This window comes from Labrenzia sp. THAF35 (assembly GCF_009363595.1).
Lineage (GTDB): Bacteria > Pseudomonadota > Alphaproteobacteria > Rhizobiales > Stappiaceae > Roseibium > Roseibium algicola.
Genome location: NZ_CP045382.1, coordinates 124,712 through 144,079 on the forward strand (window position 1 = coordinate 124,712; position 19,368 = coordinate 144,079).

Sequence of the window (19,368 nt, forward strand, 5' to 3'; positions counted from 1 at the left end):
CCTGCTGGAAGCTCAAAACTGCCCCCTATCACCCTGCACAGCAACTGAGAGCCGCAACATCCTTTTCGAAAGTCTGCGCAGCAAGCTTCAACCCTTCAACCGTTGTCAGGTATGGGAAGATCATCGCGCCGAGCTCTTCGTAAGTCATTCCCGCCTTGAGCGCCATCGCCGCGGTCTGGATACTGTCGGCACCTTCCGGAGCAAGTATATGTGCCCCGAGCAACCGCTTGGTGTTTCCGTCCGCGACAAGTTTGATGAGCCCGCGCGTGTCCCGGGCAGCGAGTGCCCGGGGTACGTGTTCGAGCGACAAGACTGAAGTGCGAACAGTGTGGCCGGCAGCCTTCGCGGCGGCCTCGGTGAGGCCGACGCTGGCAACTTGGGGATCGGAGAAGACGATTGCCGGCATGATAGAGTTGTCATAGGCAAGGCTATCGCCGTTCATCGCGTTTTTCGCGGCCAGTTTGGCACCGTAGGCTGCCATATAGACAAACTGATCACGTCCGGTTACATCGCCGGCGGCGTAGATGTTTTTCTGGCTGGTACGCATCCGGTCATCGACAAGGATCGCGCCACGCTGGTCGGTGGCGATTCCGGCCAGGTCCAACGCAAGATTTTGCGTGTTGGGCGTACGACCTGTCGCAAGCAGAAGGTCCTCCGCTTCCAGGATTCCGGTTCCATCTTCGGTTTCGACCCTCAGTGCAATGCGGCCGTCACGCATCAGAACTTCTGTGTAGCTCTTGATGGTTTGGACGACAATGCCTTCGTCTTCAAACGCCCGCGTCAGCGCATCACCGATTTCCGGTTCCGCCTCCGGCAGCAATCCTCGGCGGCTCACAATGGTGACGCGCGTACCCGCACGGGCAAAAACTTGCGCCAATTCGACACCGATGTATCCGCCTCCCATGACAATCAAAGATTCCGGGCGCTTCTGAACATCAAGAATTGATGTGCTGTCGTGAGGGCGTACCTGGGCCATTCCGGGAATGTCAGGCACCTGCGGCCGGGATCCCGTGGCAAGGAGGATCTTCTCAGCTTTGATGACCTCTCCTTCCAAGGTCAGCTGCCCGCCGGCAATGAAACGAGCCTCACCTTCCAGATAGGCGATGTTGTTGTGTTGGGGCAGGACGTCGATATATTTTGCAGCTCGCAGGTCATCGACCAGCGCCTGTTTCTGGCGGATTACGGCGGCCCAATCCGTGATCTGCGCCGTCGCCTCTATCCCGTCAAATCTTCGAGCGGCTTTTGGCGCGTGCATGATCTCCATAGCCCGGATCATCGCCTTCGACGGCACGCAACCGACATTGACGCAAGTTCCTCCTATGACGCCGTGACCGATCAGGGCAACCCGTGCACCTTCCTCGGCCGCCGTGATCGCGGCCGAGAACCCGGCTGAGCCCGCGCCGACCACAGCCAGGTGGTAGGATCCGTTCCTCTTCGAACAACAGTCAGACATTCCGGTTTCCTTCGTTGCGTTGGCGTCGTGCATTGCGAACAAGCGCATAGAGTGTGAGAAGTACAAAGGCGAGGAGAGCGGGCAACAGGACGTAGTCAAGAAGGCCAACGAAGGCTGACAGCCCAACGGCACCGAACAATACGACGAGAACCGGTGTGAAGCAGCAAAGCGCAGCGATCACTGTACCTATTACCCCTGTCGCCAGGAGCTTGTTGTTCATTCCATATTTTTCCTATTGTCTTCTCCGTAGCCTTCCCCGGCCGACAGTCGCGACCTTTGGCGCAGGAAATAATCGAGAAAACCTGCGATTGCGGCAGTCAGCACCGACAACACGACACCGGAACCGGACAAGTGGGCAATCTATCCGGTTGCCGCGGAACCGACGAACGCCAGACCGCCACCGCAGCAGACAATCATGACGGGAGCGGCAACCGCCGTCGCCAGCATCATTCCCAGGAGTTTGTCACTCACAGGTCAGCTTCCGGAGTTCGTTCCATCGTCCAGCAATACCGCCGTGTACCCGTATGCAGCAGGTTGTGCGACGATCTCCCCCAAATCCGTCACAGCATCGTCGAACGTGATTGTGTAGACACCGGACCGGCCATCTTCGTGTTCTTGGAAATTCAATATCGCGACGCTCTCGGATTTCTGCAGCGCCTCGCCGACGATGTAGGAACAAGACGGGCACCAAAGGCCAGTGACCTCGATTCGCGCTTTTCGTTCTTCTGCGTGTGTTGCTCCGGTCGCCAGGAACAAAACGGCAAGTGTCATAAACGTCTTTTTCATGGAGGATCCTTTCTCAGTAGCCGAGCAGCGGCGGAGCGAGGTACGGGAAGGCCAAGGAGAGCGCGACAACGAAAGTTGCGCTCCAAAGTGCTCTTTTCATGAACCGCTTTTGCAGGGGACGTTCGCAACTCCCATCATCGCAGGCCTGCGGCGTCGGCCTGTAAACCTTCAAGAACCCGTAACCGAGTGCGCCTCCGGCAAACGCGAAAAAGATCCATTTGTACTGCGTGAGCGCACCAAGCTGACCGATCCAGGCGCCTGTGGCCCCGAGGCTGAAAAGAACCAGAGGCAGAATACAGCAGGACGTCATTGCAAGTGCGCCAAGTATGCCGCCTGCGGTAGCGGCCTTCGCACCAAGGTCTGTTTCTCTTTTGGTCACTGGATGTATGTCCGTCGTCATTCCGACACCCTCATTGATCTGACTAAGGGGAAGGCTTACTGTCTGTAGTCACTACAGATGCAAGGGGTTTCTCTCATGTCAGGGATCACGAACGCGCGAGGTTATCCGATTGGGGCAATGTCCCGCGAAACCGGCGTCAATATCGAGACGATCCGTTACTATGAACGCATCGAGTTGCTGCCCAAACCTGGCCGGACTGCCGGAGGCAACCGGCAATACACCCACGACCACCTTCAACGTTTGTCGTTTATCAAGCGGAGCCGGGAACTCGGTTTCAGTATCGACGAGATTCGCGAGATGCTGAAAATGGTCGACCAGAAAGGCATCAGTTGCGGTGAGGTGCATGCCATGACAATGGATCACCTGAGTTCTGTGAGGGAAAAGATTCAGCACCTGAAGAAGCTGGAAATGGCTCTTATTAATATGGCGTCTGAGTGCGCGAAGGGAGATGTCCCGAACTGTCCGATTATCCAAACGCTCTTTGAAGCGTAGTAACTGTTGGATGGTTGGCTGTGCCGCTAAGTTGCTCGCCCCGGGGGCTGTGCCGGCTGATTGCACCTGACAAACGCGGTGCTCAAATAAGCCTGTGCGAATTTCTTCTTTAATAAAGACTGTCGCTGTAGCAGGTGGTGAAAATCAGACTGGTCAAATCGATTGCTCGATGTTCGTTCCAACTAAGCGCAGGATTTTTGGCAAATCTTATTCTGGCCCCTAATTCAATTGCCTTCCTGTATTCCAGCATAGTCAGCCATACGATCCCGGAAAGATGATGTCCTGATCGACCAGAATATTGAAATTGTATCCCGGCCGGATCTGCACTGTCGGCTGGACATCGAGGTTCTTGTTGATGCTCCGCTCCACGACCCGGCCGAACACTTCCGCGAAGTTACGGCGGACGGCGTCGGATGCCGTGTCCTGGGTGGCAAGCGTGGAACTTTCCGGAACTGCCATGTCGATCCCTGTTCCGATAATCGCGAGGAGTGCCGCGGAACCAAAAGTCCGAAGGTAATGGTTGTTCACCTTGTCCTTGAAACCGCCATAACCTTCACCATCGACGCCCCCCATGGAGCTGATCTGTAAGGTGGCACCGTTTGGGAAAATAATATCTGTCCAGACGACCAGAACCCGGTTCTGACCGAACGACACATCGGAATCGTACCGACCGAACAGCTTGGTTCCCTGAGGGATCAGAAGCAGATGGCCGGTGGCGCTGTCATAGACGTTCTGCCTGACCTGGCCAGTGATCCGGCCAGGGAGGTCTGAATTGATGCCGGTGATGAGCGTTGCCGGGATCACGGATCCACGCTTCAGTTCATAAGGCGATTGCTGCGGGACAACTCGGTTCGCGAGATATCCAGCTTCGGTAATGTCCTGGTTGAAAAAGGCTTGTTTGCCGTATTGTCCGTTGGGATCGGCATTGGCAGTCCCGCCTTGAGCCGCCTGCAGGGCAGCTGACAGGAGATCTGGTGATGTTGGACCTCGTGTAAAGGTGCCGTTGACCGTTTGATTGCCCTGGGTGGTTTGAGCCCCCTCCCCCTGGCCTTGCAGGTCGCCGAGGTTCACGGTGGTGGGGCTGTCATGGGCGGCATCGATTGATTGAAGCCGCTTCATCCGTTGCCGATGCATCTCCTGCAGTTGTTGTTCCTCAAAACGCTGGTCCAGTTGAGCACGCCAATCCGGTTCGGATTGCTGCGGAGCCGAGACCTCGTCGGGTTTGCCTGGTTCCGGTTGAAACGGGTTCCCGAAAGGTCTCTGCTTTTGAACCTTCTCCGGGACCGCGGCTCTCACCGGCTCTGGTTGGACCGCTGCAATAAGCTGGCTGGGAGGATCAATGACGCCGTTGCTGATGCCGGCTTTGAGCTGATCCGCAAAGCCACTCGCCGGCGCGCCGCCTTCGTCTCCGGCGACACTATCCCCTGAGTTGATGCCACGGTTGGCAAGGCCGATGATGATCACGACGCCGAACACGACGACAAGCCCGACGAACAAGAAAATGGGAAGTTTGTTCAGGCGCCGGATCTTGGGGGCTTCGTCATCGGGCCGGATATCGCCACCCGCCAGATGCACGTTCGATTCCGTATTGCTCATGAGTGCACGCCTCTAGACAGTTCTGGTCAAAACGGAAACCGGGCTCGTCGGTGATGCTCCGGTTGGCGTTGCCTGATAGGTCCGTGCCAATTCGACAGTTGGCGTGGTGAGACGAGCGAAGATTTGCCCTGCATCGGAATCGATCGTGTAGGCCAGGGGAATGATGGTATCGCCTAATGGCTGTTGATCCGCTTCGGCGACTGCATACCCCCATCCGCGCAGAGAGCTTTCCAGAGCCAGGGCGAACTCTGAATTGTCAGCCTTGAGGGAAATCGTTCCTGTTCCTGCCCCGACATGCTCGGAGAGTTTCGCAACCATATCGCCGGCGACGATGCTCGCAGCTGAAGGTGACAGGTTGGCGGCATCAATGCTTGTTGTTGGGTTGAACCAACCACTTTCCGACGTCATACAGCCAGCCATCGGCGTTGCCAGAACAGAAATGCCAATGGCCTTTAGAATTGAGCGGCGCGTGTGCGACATGGTCACCCTCCTCTGTTGATACGAATTTTTTGCTGGCTGTAGCCAACACCAGAAACGAGCACCGCTTGGTCGATCATGTAGTCCACGATCATGAGGCTGCCCTTCAGTCGATAATTGACGATCTGGTTCTGTCCACCAGCGGTGACATAGAGAACCGGGGCATCACCGGACGCCATTCCACTCGGAAACTGGATGTAGGTCTTGAGACCGTCCGAATAGACACGTGTCGGCCGCCAGCGGGCTTGACCATGAACACGGAATTTGAAGTCCAGGTTTTCGGCGGGGACGCCTGCACCCGGAATGGTGTTGGCTTCGAGCTGTCGATTAGCCGCCTCGAACTTGGCCTGGATATCTTCCGGGTAATCGAAGCCTACCCGGGCCATGTAACGGTGAATGTCGCTTTGAAGTTTGATCTGATAGGTGCGCCTCGACGTCGTCACCACCATCGATGTGACGAGCCCCGGTTCTGTCGGCTTGATGATCAGGTGAACCGAGTTTCCGGTTGGGCCTCCGGATGTTGCAGGATCCACCTTCCATCGAACCGTATCTCCGACCATGACATTGCGAACAGCTTCCCCGGGCTGCAATTCGATATCGCAGACCTGCAGGGGAGCGCAGACAACGGTTGGCTGGACCTGGCCATAGAGATAGATCACCTTGCCGTCCGGACCTTTGGTGATGACGCCGCGGCCGTTACGCCAGTCGCTCGACAGACCAAGGGCCCGCAGTTCCTTAGCCGTGTAGTCCGCTGCCAAGGTTTGAAGAGGCAGGGCGGTGATGGCAGCTGCGGCCGCGAACAAGCATAAGCCCGCGTGCCGTCTGGTTTTCCGAAACATTCTTCTTACTTTCTGAGCGCGTGGATTGCTTATAGTTGAGCGGTCCAATCGAAGTCCTTGAGATAAAGGCCGATCGGATTGAGCCGGATGATAGATTCGTCCTGTGGAGGCGAGATCGTGACATTTGCTACCCCGCGCCAGCGCTTCGTTTGAAGCTCCTTGCCCTTCCGGTCCCGTTCGATCTCGGTCCAGTCGATCTGATAGGATTGATTGGAGAGTGGCACGATGCTTGTCACCTCGACGGACACGGTGCGAGACTGCGCCCGGTCGAATGGGGAGTTCGTTCGGTAGAAATTGTTGACCTTCTGGGTGGCGACGTCCGTCTGCCGGAGCATCGCATAGACGCGATCGATGTAGCCTTTGGCAACGACTGTATCCGGCGTGACAGAGCGGAAAGTCGCAATCCAGGCTCCGAGCATGGAGCGAACGACGCGTTCGTCGGCATATTCGATCTGAGCCGGGAACCCGCCGATCGCGGGTGTGCCGAGTTTGTCCACCTCGACGATATACGGGACAAGTTTTACCTGGGTGCTCTGGTAGAGCGCAAAGCTGAATCCGATTGTAGCCATCGCCAGGGAAATAAGACCGATGCCCTGCCATGCGCGGGCGGTACGGATGTAGGAGCCGTATCGCTCGTTCCATTCCATCCGTGCGGCAAGATAGGGATTACCAATTGGAGTGTGTTTTGCCATCTAACTGCCTATTGCTCAGGAGGATTTGGGCGAAGATCCGCCAGTTGGCTTGTTCGGTAGGGATTGCCGCAGTTTGTGATTGGCGAGGCCTAGCGCCGAGGCATTTCCTGCATGAGGGGCGCCAGAGAGCTTGTCTGCGGCAGCTGAGGAAAGGGCTGCAAAGGGAGCCATGGCGGCCTGAGCCGCGGCTTGCCCTCTCGAAGATCCATCGTTCCTAGCGGTTTCGTAAGCTACCTTCGCACCGGCGGCCATTTGAGCGCTGCCAATGGCGGTTCCGGCAGCGAAAGTGCTGGTCTGCGTGCCGTGACGAATGACCTCCATGCCGTTGCTGACCGAAGCGCCCTGGACAACTCCTTGCAGGATCTGCGGGACGTACATCGCGACCATGAAAATGACTACTGATATCCCGGCAATTGTAAGTGTGGCGATGAACTCGTCATCCGGTTTTGCGGAATTTGCGAGGCCGATAAGTATTTGAGAGCCAATTCTCGCAATCATCACGAGCCCCAGTAATTTCATTCCAACCGAGAATGCATAAACGAGGTAACGGATTGCGAAGTCTTTGGTGTGGGATAGCCCGCCGAGGCCAAGCATGATTATGCCAGCCAACAGACCAACGTACATTTCCACCATGACGGCCACAAAAATTGCGGCGACAAGCGAAAAACAGATTACTACGACCACCATCGCAATGACCGAAGCTATCGCAAGGCCGTTATCGGCCAACAGTCCGAACTGAACGTTCTTGGACATGATGCTTGCGACATTGATGCCTGAATTAAAAACATTGGCAGGTGAGGCTGAGCCGCCGCCGGCTCCAATCTGGAAAAGACTGTCTACAACAGCCTGTGCGAATTGAGGACCATTCGTCAAAATGAACGCAAACAGGCCGACAAACATAATGCGCCGAACCAATTCGCTAACCCAAGCTTCAAGCGCTGCTGCTTGAACGGCAAGCCAAACCGCGGCGATGCCAAATTCAATGCCCGCAAGGATCCAAAACAGGGACTGGGCGGCGTTCGATATTGTTGTCTCCCAGCTTTTTGCTGCTGATTTTATTTGATCCTCTAAGCTTGTAAGAATTGTGCCGTCTTGCGCGAGTGAAACGCCGGGTACGATCACAAGGAGAAAGATTGCGGTCGTTAGGATAAATGCGCTTTGCTTGGCCATGACATGCCTCAGTTAAAATCGACACTCATCTCCTTGCCGCCAGTTGTGGGCAGCAAGGTTGGAGCTTCACTGGTCGATTTTTCTGAAGCGGGTAGGCTACTGGATAGATTTAGTGAGACATAGATGGCTCCCGAAGCGGAAATGACCAAAATTGCAGCCAAAATTACAAAATACATCGGTTTCATTATCAAAAATCCACTTCCATTTCTTTTCCGCCAGTGACAGGCAAGATTGTCGAATTGAAGAACTTTTCCCTTTTTGACTGAGCGAGGTCGCTCTTCGTCTGCTCGGACTGGTACCAGGTCCCCATCATGGTCATCTGCTGGGAGACAAGACCGCGCAGCTTCTGAATCTGTTCGACTTGCTGCGCTGCGATCTCATGACCCACCTGCAGGGCCTGCTTTTGGCCCGCGGCCGACTGAGAATGCTGCCGGAGCTGGCGCATGGTGTCCTCTTCGGTCGCGAACTGGTCCGAGGTGTATCCGGCCGCTTTCAATGTCGAAGAAATCGTGTCCCGGTTGGTGTCGGACCAGCCTTGGTACATGGTCGAAAACGACTGCCCGTCCGGAAGGCCGTTCTTCGCGAAGTCGGCGTAGCTCTGGAACCGCTGCTTCAGCGTGTCATCCAGGTTGCCCATCGAGAAGGCCATGGCTTGACCCTTTTGGACCAGGCTCTGCAGTTGACCGAGGTTCTGTTCAACCTCGCCCCAAACCTGCATCGGCAGGGAGAGCGTGTTCTGCAGCATGTTCTCGTAGATGGAGATCTGGTTTTCGATCATCTGGATCTGGTTGCCGATCTGCTGCACCTGATTGGCAATCTGCTCGGCGTTCTGACCGCCGAGGGCAATAAGCTCGCTGTTGTTGAGGATCTGGGTGAACTCGGTCGCACCGGTGACCGCGCCACCAGCCTGGACCGGTCCTGCAATTCCGATCACACAAAGAACGCTGGCGAGCGATCTAGCCAAGGAGCTGTTCGGCATTGGCAATTCCTCTTTGTTTGAGCCACTCAGTGGGCCATTTGTCGCCGTAGTGGAGGTGAAGTTCATCGATCCGCTTGAGATCGTCCTTAGCTGATGCGCCGACGAAGGACAGTGTGATCGGGCCGAGCGCCATGTTGAACAGCCGGCGACCGTCTGGGGACGTGACGTAGTATTCTCGCTTCGGGATCGCCGAGGCGATGATTTCGATCTGCTGTTCGTTGAAGCCGAGCTTTTCGTAGAATTCGCGCGTTCCGGACACCCGGGCTTCGCCGTTGGGCAGGCAAACTTTGGTCGGGCAGCTTTCCTTCAGAACGTCGATGATGCCGGAACGATCGGCATCCGAGATCGATTGCGTTGCCAGGACCACCGCGCAATTGGCCTTGCGCAGAACCTTCAGCCATTCCCGGATCTTGTCGCGGAAGACCGGATGGCCAAGCATCAGCCAGGCCTCGTCCAGGATGAGCAGACTTGGGTTCCCAGTCAGGCGTTTTTCGATCCGGCGGAAGAGATAAAGCAGGACCGGGATCAGGTTCCGGTCGCCCATGTTCATCAGCTCTTCGATCTCGAAGGTCTGGAACCTGGAGAGGGACAGGCCGTCCGCTTCGGCATCGAGGAGCGCGCCCATCGGGCCGTCCACAGTGTAATATTGCAGCGCGTCCTTGATTTCCCGGTTCTGGACGCCCGACACGAAGTCGGTCAACGACCGGCGCTGAGACTTCGACATCAAGTCGATCTGCGTGGTGATGGCGTTGCGGTGCTCCGGCAAAACCTTCACGCCCTGCATTTCGATCAGGGTTTCCAGCCACTCGGCAGCGAACGCCTTGTCGGTGTCGTCCTCGAGAGAGGAGAGCGGCGCAAAGGCCAGTGTGTCCGACTTGCCGACATCATAGTGATCCGCGCCGATGGCAAGCGTGAGCGGGTACATCGACTTGCCCTTGTCGAAGACAAACACTTGCGCGTTCTCATAGCGCCGGAACTGAGCTGCGATCAGCGCCAGAAGCGTCGATTTACCCGAACCGGTTGGCCCGAAGATCAGCGTGTGCCCCAGATCCCCGACATGAAGATTGAAGCGGAACGGTGAAGAGCCGGAGGCGACCTGCATAAGCGGCGGAGATCCAACAGGATAGAACGGACAAGGTGCTTCCGGCGATCCGGCCCAGACGGAATTCATAGGAGCGAGGTCCGCGAGATTGCGCGTGCTCACCAGAGGCTCGCGAACGTTGGCATAGGAAACGCCTGGCAGGCTCCCCAGGAACGCCTCGGTGGTATTCAGGGTTTCTATGCGGCCGCCAAACCCTTCGTTCTGCACGAGCCGCCGCACTGCCTCGCATTTCTCCTGAAGCCGCGCCTGGTTCACGTCGAAGAGCACGATGACAGGCGTGTAATGGCCGAAGGCGACGAGCTGCGAGTTCGCCTCGGCAATCGCGTCCTCGGTTTCCTCGACCATCACCATGGCGTCCTGATCGAGCGATCCGGAGTTCGTTTTAAAGAGCTGATCCATCAGCGGCCGCACCTTCTGCAGCCACTTCTTGCGGGTCTTTTCCAGCACAGAGCGCGCCTCGACAGGATCGAGGAAAATGAACCGGCTGGACCAGCGATAGGTGATGGGCATGAGATCGAGGGCATTGAGGATCCCCGGCCAGCTTTCGGCAGGGAACCCGTCGATCGCCACCACGCCGACATACCGGCCGTCCACGATGGGATTGAGCCCATGATGAAATTCAGCCGTCACCAGATAGTCGAGATACATCGGGATATCAGGGAGCCGGATCGGGTGGTTTTTGCCGATCAACCCGAAGCGGGCGAACTGTAAGAGATCATCGTAGCGGCCGCGCCTCTCCCCTTCCCTTTCCGGCACTTCCTGCGTTTCCATGCGCCGGATCGACACGACGTTCGCCATGTACTGTTCGAATTCGCGGATGGTCGTCTTGAAATACTCAAGCGTCCGGGAGGCAAAAGACGTGTTCCGGCTGGCTTCGTCGGAATAAATGTACTTCACCAGCTTGGACTTGTTTTTCTCCGGCGGCCGGTAGGTCAATATGAGGGCGTGCTGGCTTTCGAAATGCCCCTCCCCGGCCTCAAAACGCTGCCGGCGCTCGTCATCGATCAGGGCCGTGATTGGGTCCGGAAAATGCGAGCTTTCCTTGTCCGGATATCCGGTCGAGGGAATGCGAACCGCTTCCATCTGGATCATCCAGCCATTGCCGAGGCGGGAGAGAACCGAATTGATCTGCCTGGAGACTTCGTTCCGCTCGAATGCGGTCGAACTCTCGCTGTCCGGCCCGGCAAAATACCAGCCGGCCATTAAGCCCCCGTCCTTCAGGAGCACGATGCCGTTGTCGACCAGCGCCGCGTACGGGAGCAGGTCGGAAAAGGACGGCGCGACGTGCCGGAATTTTTTGAGGGCAACCATGTTCAGTATTTCCGCCAGGGCGTGGATGTCGGTCGGTAGTAGGTGCAGTATTTGACGTGCCGCAGATAGACAGCGCGCATCAGAGGGTCCACCTTTGCCATCATCCGCAGCACGCCAACGACCACGATCCAGATCGCCACGCCGAGCACAGCGGCATAGGGCTTCAGGATCACGAAAATCAGAATGACCGAGGCAAGACCGGTCACGAGCACCAACTCCCGGTCTGCCCCGAACAACAGTGTCGGGCGTGAAAGAGCGCGGTGGATCCGTGCTCTGTTGAGGCCCGGCGCGTCAGCCATGAGCCGGTTCCACGGTTGCTGCTTCCACTGCGGGAGCGATGCCGATGGAGGCACCGGCAGAACCGAACAGGCCGACGATCGTGGACGCGCCGAGCAGGATCCCGAGGACGAGAACCACGTAGGCCATGCGGCGTGCGAAGTCGTTGAGCTCGCCCCCGAAAATCAGCATAGCGCCTGCAATCGCCACCGCGATCAGGCCAACAGCGCCAGCGACAGGACCGTTGATAGACGCCTGGATCTGCTGAAGCGGGCCTTCCCAGGGAAGCGAGCCGCCGCCGGAGGCGAAGGCTGGTTCGATGAAAAAAAGTCCGGCCCCGGCCAAGCCTAGAAAAATCACAAAATTACGCGACATGAAGAGTCCCTTGTCTGTCGTGGGAATTTTTGTTGAGGAACTGAGATGCGACTGCTGAACGGACGTCATAGGTGCCGTCCCGAAAGCCGGATACAGTCACGATGCCCCGAACGATGCGACCGTGTTCGGCGGAGCGCTCGATCGAAACGATGAGGTCAACCGCTTCTGCGATGACGTGGGGCATCGGCTGCTGAGAGACTTCCGCGATCAACTGCTCAAGGCGCGTCAGTGCGGTGAAGGCGTTGTCGGAGTGAACCGTGGCGATGCCGCCCGGGTGACCCGTGTTCCATGCCTTGAGCAGCGTCAGCGCCGCGCCATCGCGCACTTCGCCGACAATGATCCTGTCGGGGCGCAAGCGCATGGTCGATTTCAGGAGCCGCTGCATGTCCACGGTGTCGGACGTGTGCAGGATCACGGCATTCCTGGCCGCACACTGGATTTCCGCGGTATCTTCCAGAATGACGAGGCGGTGATCCGGAGCGACCGAAACCATTTCGGCAATGATCGCGTTTGTCAGGGTCGTTTTGCCGGTGCCGGTACCGCCCGAAACCAGAATGTTTTTCCGGCCGGCAACCGCATCACGGATCACGGTGGCCTGGCCGTCCGTCATCACGCCATCATTGACATACTTGGAAAGCGGGATGAGCAGCGATGCCTTCTTGCGGATCGTGAAGGACGGCTTGGAAACGATGGGTGGCAACAGGCCCTCAAAACGATGACCGCCTATTGGCAGCTCACCGGAAATAATCGGCTTGTCAGAGGTGATTTCCGTGCCGAGCGCATGTGCGACCTTGCCCATGATGATCTGGGCGTCATGGGGCGTTATTTCGCCGGAGAGCACCATGCCTTTACCGACGCTCTCGATGAACAGCTGTCCGTCCGGGTTGAGCATGATCTCAACGACGGCCTCGTCCGACAACGCCGACAAGATTGTTCGCCCAAGCGAATCCTCTAATCCGGCGATAAGTCGGCGGCGGCTTTCACCGTTCCTCAAGGTCCCCTCCCCTACCGGTGAAAGCTGAGATGTTCAGGGGATGGCGCGGCCTCGCCGAGACAGCATTTATCGGACCGGGCACGGGTGAGTGCCCAGGCTCTCCGGAGGTCATTCGGAGCGTCCTTTTATATTTGAGAACAATAAGATGCGGCTACAGCAATCAGTGGTTGATTGCCTTGCGAGAGGGCGCAACCCAACACAGAACGAAGTGTCATCGCAAGGTTGAGAAAAAGTTTTCCACACCTAAGGAGAGTTGTATGAATTGGCAAATATAACAATCTAATGAGGCTACGTCGCCGACCTTTAATCTAGGTCTTAGCTAAAGAGATATTGGACGTTTCGAAGCTTCGTGATCGCAGATCCTTATGGCTGGGGCCAAACCTGGACCTATCAGCCGTGTCAAAAAATCAGGCGCATCTCTGCGCCTACAGAAAGGTTCAATGCACGTGGCTTGATCGACCACGATGTGTCACCCCCGGAAAAACTCTGCAATTGTGCGAATGGATCTTTTTATTGAACGCGGCTAAAAGGGCAAGGTGACCCAGCGTCACGTGCACACCTTTCCAGGCGCGCCCAAGTGTCTTCCTCCCAAGGCTCAACACGGGCGCGCTATTTTTTTGAAGCAGCTGCTCCTTGGTTGCGCGTGGGAGTTCCACACAAAGGACAAGGCGGTTCGGAAGGTGCCGAGATCTTGCTCCTTTTGTACCCCACAAAAAAATTTCTGTGGGATAGCAAATATGCTATTCTTACCCCACGAGAAAAAGTATGTGGGGTAACGTGTGACCATCGACTATCACAGCGCAATCGGCACAGCCGCCTGGACGGACTTGCGACGGTCCCTACGTGACAGCGAAGTGTCGGAGCTGCGCGGCGCGCCACGGTCGAAGGAGGTCGGCTCCAAGACCTATTGGTACGACCACTTCCGCGTCGGGCGGAAAACCATCGACCGGTATATTGGCGAAGACACGCCGGAACTTCGGAGCCGCCTGGAGCGGCAATCGGAGATCGCCAGGGCGGCGAAACTTGCCGAACGGGATCGGGCAAGACTGATGCGGGTGCTGCGGGCGGAAGGCTATCTGTTCGCCGATGTCGGATCCGGCCAGGTGGTTTCGGCCATGGCCAAAGCCGGCGTCTTTCGGCTCGGTGGAACGATCGTCGGTACGCAGGCCTTCCGCTGTTATGAAGGCGAGCTCGGCATCCGGATCGGCTTCGACCAGTCGGCCACGACGGATGACATCGACATTGCAACTTTCGAGCGGTTGTCACTCGCCCTCGCGGACACAGTCGACCCTCCCCTTGCAGAGGTCTTTTCCGAGCTTCAGTTCGATCCCGTGCCTGCGATCGAAAGTGGCAAGACCTGGCGCTGGCGGCAAACACATCGCCAGACCCTGGTCGAGTTTCTGACACCGTCCTTCGAAGAGGATGAGGCCATCCGCGATCTTGCCGCCCTTGGTGTCAGTGCGCAAAGTCTGCATTTTCTCAATTACCTGATTGCCGATCCGATCAGTGTTCCCTTTCTCTATCGCTCAGGCGTGCTGGTGCAGATCCCGCGCCCGGAGCGCTATGCGGTGCACAAGCTCATCGTCGCCGACCGGAGGCAAGGAGGAGCGGATGCACTCAAGGCGCATAAAGACCGGGCCCAGGCGGCATTTCTGATCGAGGTATTGACGGAGACAAGGCCGGACGACCTTGCCGAAGCCTACCAGACCGCATTGGAAACCGGTCCGGAATGGCGCAAGCGCATTACGGCAAGCCTGAAACGCATGCCGGCGACTTCGGCCTTGCTCGATCAGCTTTCTTGACCGGCGGACTTGCCGGCAGGGAACCGGTCGCTGCAGGCACATGCTTCAGAGTGATCGAATTGTGCCCCGCGCACCGGAGGTTCAGCTCCGGCTGGGTCCTGTCCAGGCGAGACAAAAACTAGCTCTTGCTCGCCGACTTGCTCCTGCGACCCTGTTTCCGACCCAGCCCCATTTTCCTGGCGAGATCCGACCGCGCCGCGGCGTAGTTCGGGGCGACCATCGGGTAGTCCACAGGCAGGTTCCACTTGGCCCGGTAGTCTTCCGGCGTCATGTCGAAATGCGTGCGCAGGTGGCGCTTCAGCGATTTGAATTTTTTGCCGTCCTCGAGACAGATGATGTAGTCGCCCAGGATGGACTTTTTGACCGGTACAGCCGGGACAAGTTCTTCAACGGCTGGTTCCTGTACCGTTTGTGCGGCCGAAACGAGAGCCGAATGAACCGTCGCTATCAAAGTTGCCAGATCACCCGAAGCAATCTTGTTGCTCACATATGCGGAAACGATATCCGCAGTCAGATCAACATATACTGGCTCAATAGTTGTGTTGTATTCGGGGGCCTCAGACATTGGGTTCCTTGCAGGTCGATACTGGGAGCTGGGTGTGCGCTGGTTCTAAACTTGTTCCCCTGTGGAGTAAAATCATCGCTTCGGACAGCCAGTGGTCGCTTTACGTTCACCATTGCTCTTGAGCACACCGCGATCGAGCTTTTCGGCCATCCGAACCTGATGTTCACTTCTTTAGGTTGGAGACCCCTGCCCTCGTAATGAATATATCTTACGGTCGGCATCTTCCGGCCGGTCACTTCCTACCTTAGTGCTCGACGGTTGCCATTTAGCATCAGCTGTCTGGGCGGTTCAAAATCGCCGTAGCAATCATTCGCTAGCGTTTACGGTCCTGTTGTATTTTTTGATGGGATTGCCCAGTGGGACCTCAATACTTCTTTGGTAGGAAAAGGGAGACGATGTTTTCACCGCGGGATTCAATTGTTCTCGTGGCCGCAAATCGGGGGAGGGGAGTTCAAGAATTGTTCGCATTCGATTGGAAGGAATGACGTCTCGGAAAAAAAACATCGAAAAAACAATTGCTTGACCCCGTGTCATCTGACACTCCACTCGGAACTAGGTGTTCAGAAACGTATCAAGTCAACAGGTTTGCGGATTCCATTACATCGCAGACGGAACTTCATCTGCGGTGTTTGAGATGATTGCGTTCTGTGTTGCCGATAATGCAGAGTCTGGTCTCGTAGACGGAACCGAGCTCTTGGTCGCCAAGCTGCGTCCAAATGCCGATTTGGCGTGGGTTGGAAATCAATTTCTGGTCATCCAACATGGGAACTTCAAATCGTTGATCCGGGGCTGGAGGTTGGATGTTGCCTAGCGGAGAGGAGGGGGGCTTGGAAATCCAATTGGTCGAATTGTCTCACAACAATTTGGCACGACGCAGTGCTGGTAAATTCATACGATGAACGATGTCAGTACGAACCTTTTGGAAAGAAGGGTTGTTAAAATCTCGTGGCGCCACCTTCTGGAATTGCTTTGCCCGACCTGTCTTAAAAGAAATGCATTTCGACCTAACACAATTGTTTGACGAATGGGTCTACAGGTAGCCGTGAGCGCGGCTTATGTCTGAATAGAACTTGTCATTCAGAGTTGTCGCCGATGTTGGTCTTCTTCGTTCACGCCGCAATTCGTAGGCAACAAGCTTTAAGATGGAGAGAGCTTTTCTGAGGTCTCCTAGCGCAATAACATTGCGCCGAGAGACCTCACTCGAGAACTTGAGTGTCAGTTCGGCAAGAAGACATTTTAGAATTAGACCCCGAATGCGGCGATCTAATAAAAGACCTCTACTTTTTATGGAGTTTCAAGGTGGACATTTGTCATGAAAACGGTGGTGGATACACTGGGCGTCAATCTGACTGCCGTGCGTGAGTGGGCGAAAGGGAATACGAAACCGAGTCATAGCTATCAAAAAACACAGGACGCAACGCGGTCTCCGCGCATCAAAACTTAGACGCCGAACGCCTGATCTCAGGATACATTCGGGTCTTCGCTGATCTGATTCGAATATTATGAGGCGTACATCCTTGTTTAGCTCGCCCTGCGCTTCTGAACAAATGCACCATGAGCAGAGTCTGCCTGCAAGTACTAGTGTGGTCCATTTTCTCTAGGCACACGATATCGTGTCGACGGTGGAAAAGTTAACGGGCGTTAACTAAAAAGCCATTGACAGGAATCACTAATTCGCCCTTAGTTCGCTCTGACGCTTATTTCCGTGTTTTTCAAATTTTTGCGTCGGAGTGGATAATGACAGAAGAAGCCGCAATTTCTGACAAGGAACTGGACCCCAACTCAACAAGGGGAAAAATTGCGCGTTTTTCGTCACTATTGAGCCAGCAAATCAAAAACAACTGGCAACAGAATTATCCTCCGGAGTCGCGTAAGCACTTGCGATCGTTTTCCTCATCTGAAGTTTCGGACCTGATTGGCATCGCGCCCGCAACCTTGCGGCAAATGTCGCTCGACAATGAAGGTCCGCAACCGGCGCGGTCTGATGGGAACCGGCGCATGTACACACTCGATCAGATCAATGAACTTCGATCGTTCCTGGCCGAAAAGCGTCCCGGACAGTCCCTACAGTTTGATCCGCGTCGTCGTAAAGATGACGGAATGCAAATTGTCGCGATCTCCAATTTCAAAGGTGGCTGCGCGAAAACGACGACTGCTTTGCACTTGGCTCAGTTTCTCGCGTTGCAAGGCCTCCGCGTTCTCGCAATCGACCTTGATACACAAGCAAGTCTGACGGAGATGCTGGGTGTTCAGCCGGTCTTGGAAGTAGGCGACAACGAAACGGTGTTTGGCGTTCTGCGTTACGATGATGAACGTCGGCCACTTCCGGAGGTAATTCGACCGACCTACTTTGCGGGCCTGGATCTTGTTCCAGGCCAGAGCGAGCTGCAGTATTTCGATTACGAAACGCCAGCCGCCATCATCAGCAACAAATACGTGGGAGACGAATACTTTATTCGCCGGTTGGCGACTGCACTGAGAAGCGTGGAGGATCGTTACGATGTAGTCGTAATCGATGCGCCACCGCAATTGTCGTATCTGACATTAAACGCTGTATTTGCCGCTACCGGGCTAATTATCCCTGTACAGTCCGCGATGATCGACGTCGCAAGTATGAACCAGTTTTTGTACATGATGGACGAAATGCTGGAACAAATGGCTCACTTTGGTGCGCCTGTCGATCATGAGTTCATGCGGTTTCTTTTGACCAGACATATTCCCCACGATGTTCCACAGGTGAATATTGCAGCGATGCTTCGGTCTCTCTTTGGAGAAAGCGTCTTGACTGCTGCAGTTGTAGAGACCACTGCGATCACAAATGCCGGTCTGGAAAACAAAACGTTGTACGAACTCGAAAAAGGGTCTGTCGGACGCGACACGTACAATCGCGCCATAGAATCCGTAAATGCTGCCAACACTGAGATCTTCCAAGAGATCCTGAAAGTCTGGGGACGCTCATGAACAAAGCATCCAACCGGGCGAAACGCCTTGCCGGCATGTTTGGTGCCGTAGACCCGAACGAACTTGCCAAACAAGCTGAAGTCGAGAAATCGGACAAGACTACGAGTCGGCCCATGACGACTGCTCCGACGAAAGCACTGCAGGCGAGTTTTGCAAGCATCGAAGAAGAAAACCTGCGGCTGAAAGCCGAGCTTGAAAAATCCCAAACCGTTGAACTCGACCCCGTCACCGTGCGGGCTTCCATCATTCAAGACCGTCTTGAATGGACCGACGATGACCCGGATTTTCAAAGCCTGGTGACTTCCATTAAGGAAGAAGGCCAACGACTCCCCATCCTTGTCCGTCCACATCCGGCAGAAAATGGTCAGTACCAACTGGCGTATGGAGCGCGGCGCAATCGTGCTTGCATGGTTCTTGGGCAAAAGGTGAAAGCTTACGTTCAAGAACTTTCTGACGAAGAGCTTGTCATTGCTCAAGGTCTTGAAAATAATGAACGAAAGAACCTGTCCTTCATTGAGCAGGCGGTATACGCAGTCGCCCTTTTGGAAGCCGGTTTCACGCGTAAGCTTGTAGCCAAGTCTGTTGGAGTTGCCTCTGACACAACGATTTCGAAAATGTCTGCAATCGTCGCTTTGGTGCCAGCTGATATCTTTCGTTTGATTGGACCTGCCCCCAAGATCGGCCGAAATCGTTGGGAGGCTTTTGCGAGTCTCGCTGATCGAGGTGCAAAGAAGTCTTCGATTCTCGAAGCGGTGCGTGCTCTACCCGAAAGCGCAGTGTGGAAAGGGGCTGACTCCAACAAGCGTTTCGAACTGGCTTATCGGACAGCTGAAAAAGCAGACAAGTTCAGGACGACGAAATCCAGAGCTGAAAAGTCTCGATTGGAGAACGAAGGTCGCTCGTTCGGAACGATGGAGCAATCCAGCAACGCTGTCAAAATCTTCCTAGATGCGAAGAAAGAGCCGGCTTTTGCTCAGTTTGTCGCAGACAAGATGACGGCGTTGATTGAAGAGTTCAAAAAAGGCGAAGGGAAACAAGCGAGCAAATAAAAGCATGAAGCAAAGAACCCGCCACGTGGGCGGGTCCTCGTTGAGATAA

The 19,368-nt window shown here is 55.7% G+C and carries 20 protein-coding genes; 4 read left to right on the forward strand and 16 right to left on the reverse strand.

The genetic code is table 11. The annotated features are described in order from the left end of the window. Window positions 1-28 precede the first annotated feature (28 nt). The 4 genes from merA to FIU93_RS30810 form a co-directional block, all read right to left on the reverse strand. The gene (gene merA / locus FIU93_RS30795) at window positions 29-1,453 is read right to left on the reverse strand and encodes a mercury(II) reductase (RefSeq protein ID WP_040450293.1); all 1,425 of its coding nucleotides are present in this window, start codon (window positions 1,451-1,453) and stop codon (window positions 29-31) included. Beyond that, window positions 1,446-1,673 (reverse strand): mercury resistance system transport protein MerF, encoded by a 228-nt coding sequence (gene merF / locus FIU93_RS30800; protein ID WP_077294696.1) that lies wholly within the window; start codon window positions 1,671-1,673, stop codon window positions 1,446-1,448. The genes merA and merF overlap by 8 nt, the downstream gene beginning before the upstream one ends. Window positions 1,674-1,927: 254 nt before the next feature. Beyond that, window positions 1,928-2,239, reverse strand: a complete 312-nt coding sequence (locus FIU93_RS30805) for a hypothetical protein (RefSeq protein WP_040450241.1) — start codon at window positions 2,237-2,239, stop codon at window positions 1,928-1,930. A 13-nt stretch (window positions 2,240-2,252) separates the two neighbouring features. Further along, window positions 2,253-2,618: a mercuric transporter MerT family protein gene (locus FIU93_RS30810; protein ID WP_040450291.1), complete on the reverse strand. Its 366-nt coding sequence runs from the start codon at window positions 2,616-2,618 to the stop codon at window positions 2,253-2,255. A gap of 96 nt (window positions 2,619-2,714) precedes the next feature. Here FIU93_RS30810 and FIU93_RS30815 point away from each other — a divergent pair, with 96 nt between their 5' ends. After that, window positions 2,715-3,131, forward strand: a complete 417-nt coding sequence (locus FIU93_RS30815; protein ID WP_040450239.1) for a helix-turn-helix domain-containing protein — start codon at window positions 2,715-2,717, stop codon at window positions 3,129-3,131. Window positions 3,132-3,383: 252 nt separating this feature from the next. Here the strand turns inward: FIU93_RS30815 and trbI are convergent, their stop codons facing one another. The 11 genes from trbI to trbB all read right to left on the reverse strand — a co-directional run bounded on the left by trbI (window position 3,384) and on the right by trbB (window position 12,942). Next, entirely contained in the window at window positions 3,384-4,727 is a 1,344-nt protein-coding gene (gene trbI / locus FIU93_RS30820; protein WP_008188296.1) for an IncP-type conjugal transfer protein TrbI, read from the reverse strand. Window positions 4,728-4,739: 12 nt separating this feature from the next. Beyond that, window positions 4,740-5,207, reverse strand: coding sequence for a conjugal transfer protein TrbH (gene trbH, locus FIU93_RS30825; protein WP_040450237.1), 468 nt, complete (start codon window positions 5,205-5,207; stop codon window positions 4,740-4,742). A gap of 2 nt (window positions 5,208-5,209) precedes the next feature. Further along, the gene (trbG, locus tag FIU93_RS30830; RefSeq protein ID WP_008188355.1) at window positions 5,210-6,007 is read right to left on the reverse strand and encodes a P-type conjugative transfer protein TrbG; all 798 of its coding nucleotides are present in this window, start codon (window positions 6,005-6,007) and stop codon (window positions 5,210-5,212) included. Window positions 6,008-6,072: 65 nt separating this feature from the next. Beyond that, window positions 6,073-6,735 (reverse strand): conjugal transfer protein TrbF, encoded by a 663-nt coding sequence (trbF, locus tag FIU93_RS30835; RefSeq protein WP_008188241.1) that lies wholly within the window; start codon window positions 6,733-6,735, stop codon window positions 6,073-6,075. A 15-nt stretch (window positions 6,736-6,750) separates the two neighbouring features. Next, window positions 6,751-7,905: a P-type conjugative transfer protein TrbL gene (gene trbL / locus FIU93_RS30840; protein ID WP_008188309.1), complete on the reverse strand. Its 1,155-nt coding sequence runs from the start codon at window positions 7,903-7,905 to the stop codon at window positions 6,751-6,753. A gap of 8 nt (window positions 7,906-7,913) precedes the next feature. Further along, the gene (locus FIU93_RS31555; RefSeq protein WP_008188350.1) at window positions 7,914-8,090 is read right to left on the reverse strand and encodes a hypothetical protein; all 177 of its coding nucleotides are present in this window, start codon (window positions 8,088-8,090) and stop codon (window positions 7,914-7,916) included. 2 nt (window positions 8,091-8,092) lie between these two features. After that, entirely contained in the window at window positions 8,093-8,884 is a 792-nt protein-coding gene (gene trbJ / locus FIU93_RS30845; protein WP_040450235.1) for a P-type conjugative transfer protein TrbJ, read from the reverse strand. Further along, the gene (locus FIU93_RS30850; protein WP_152508052.1) at window positions 8,862-11,297 is read right to left on the reverse strand and encodes a conjugal transfer protein TrbE; all 2,436 of its coding nucleotides are present in this window, start codon (window positions 11,295-11,297) and stop codon (window positions 8,862-8,864) included. The genes trbJ and FIU93_RS30850 overlap by 23 nt, the downstream gene beginning before the upstream one ends. 2 nt (window positions 11,298-11,299) lie before the next feature. Next, window positions 11,300-11,596 carry a conjugal transfer protein TrbD gene (locus FIU93_RS30855; RefSeq protein WP_040450232.1) on the reverse strand — a complete coding sequence of 99 codons (297 nt, stop codon included), beginning with the start codon at window positions 11,594-11,596 and terminating at the stop codon, window positions 11,300-11,302. Next, window positions 11,589-11,948: a TrbC/VirB2 family protein gene (locus tag FIU93_RS30860; RefSeq protein ID WP_040450230.1), complete on the reverse strand. Its 360-nt coding sequence runs from the start codon at window positions 11,946-11,948 to the stop codon at window positions 11,589-11,591. Before FIU93_RS30860 ends, FIU93_RS30855 begins: the two co-directional genes overlap by 8 nt. Continuing rightward, a complete protein-coding gene (gene trbB / locus FIU93_RS30865) occupies window positions 11,938-12,942 on the reverse strand; it encodes a P-type conjugative transfer ATPase TrbB (protein WP_050775926.1) in 1,005 nt (334 codons plus the stop codon). Before trbB ends, FIU93_RS30860 begins: the two co-directional genes overlap by 11 nt. 779 nt (window positions 12,943-13,721) lie before the next feature. Here trbB and FIU93_RS30870 point away from each other — a divergent pair. Then, on the forward strand, window positions 13,722-14,744 hold the full coding sequence (locus tag FIU93_RS30870) for a GSU2403 family nucleotidyltransferase fold protein (protein ID WP_008188378.1): 1,023 nt from the start codon (window positions 13,722-13,724) through the stop codon (window positions 14,742-14,744). A gap of 118 nt (window positions 14,745-14,862) precedes the next feature. Here FIU93_RS30870 and FIU93_RS30875 read toward each other — a convergent pair whose 3' ends face one another. Beyond that, entirely contained in the window at window positions 14,863-15,309 is a 447-nt protein-coding gene (locus tag FIU93_RS30875; protein ID WP_008188254.1) for a MucR family transcriptional regulator, read from the reverse strand. 1,737 nt (window positions 15,310-17,046) lie between these two features. Between FIU93_RS30875 and repA the strand changes: the two genes are divergently transcribed. After that, window positions 17,047-18,270, forward strand: a complete 1,224-nt coding sequence (repA, locus tag FIU93_RS30880) for a plasmid partitioning protein RepA (RefSeq protein WP_008188225.1) — start codon at window positions 17,047-17,049, stop codon at window positions 18,268-18,270. Then, the gene (repB, locus tag FIU93_RS30885; protein ID WP_008188252.1) at window positions 18,267-19,319 is read left to right on the forward strand and encodes a plasmid partitioning protein RepB; all 1,053 of its coding nucleotides are present in this window, start codon (window positions 18,267-18,269) and stop codon (window positions 19,317-19,319) included. Before repA ends, repB begins: the two co-directional genes overlap by 4 nt. The last annotated feature ends 49 nt before the right edge of the window (window positions 19,320-19,368 follow it).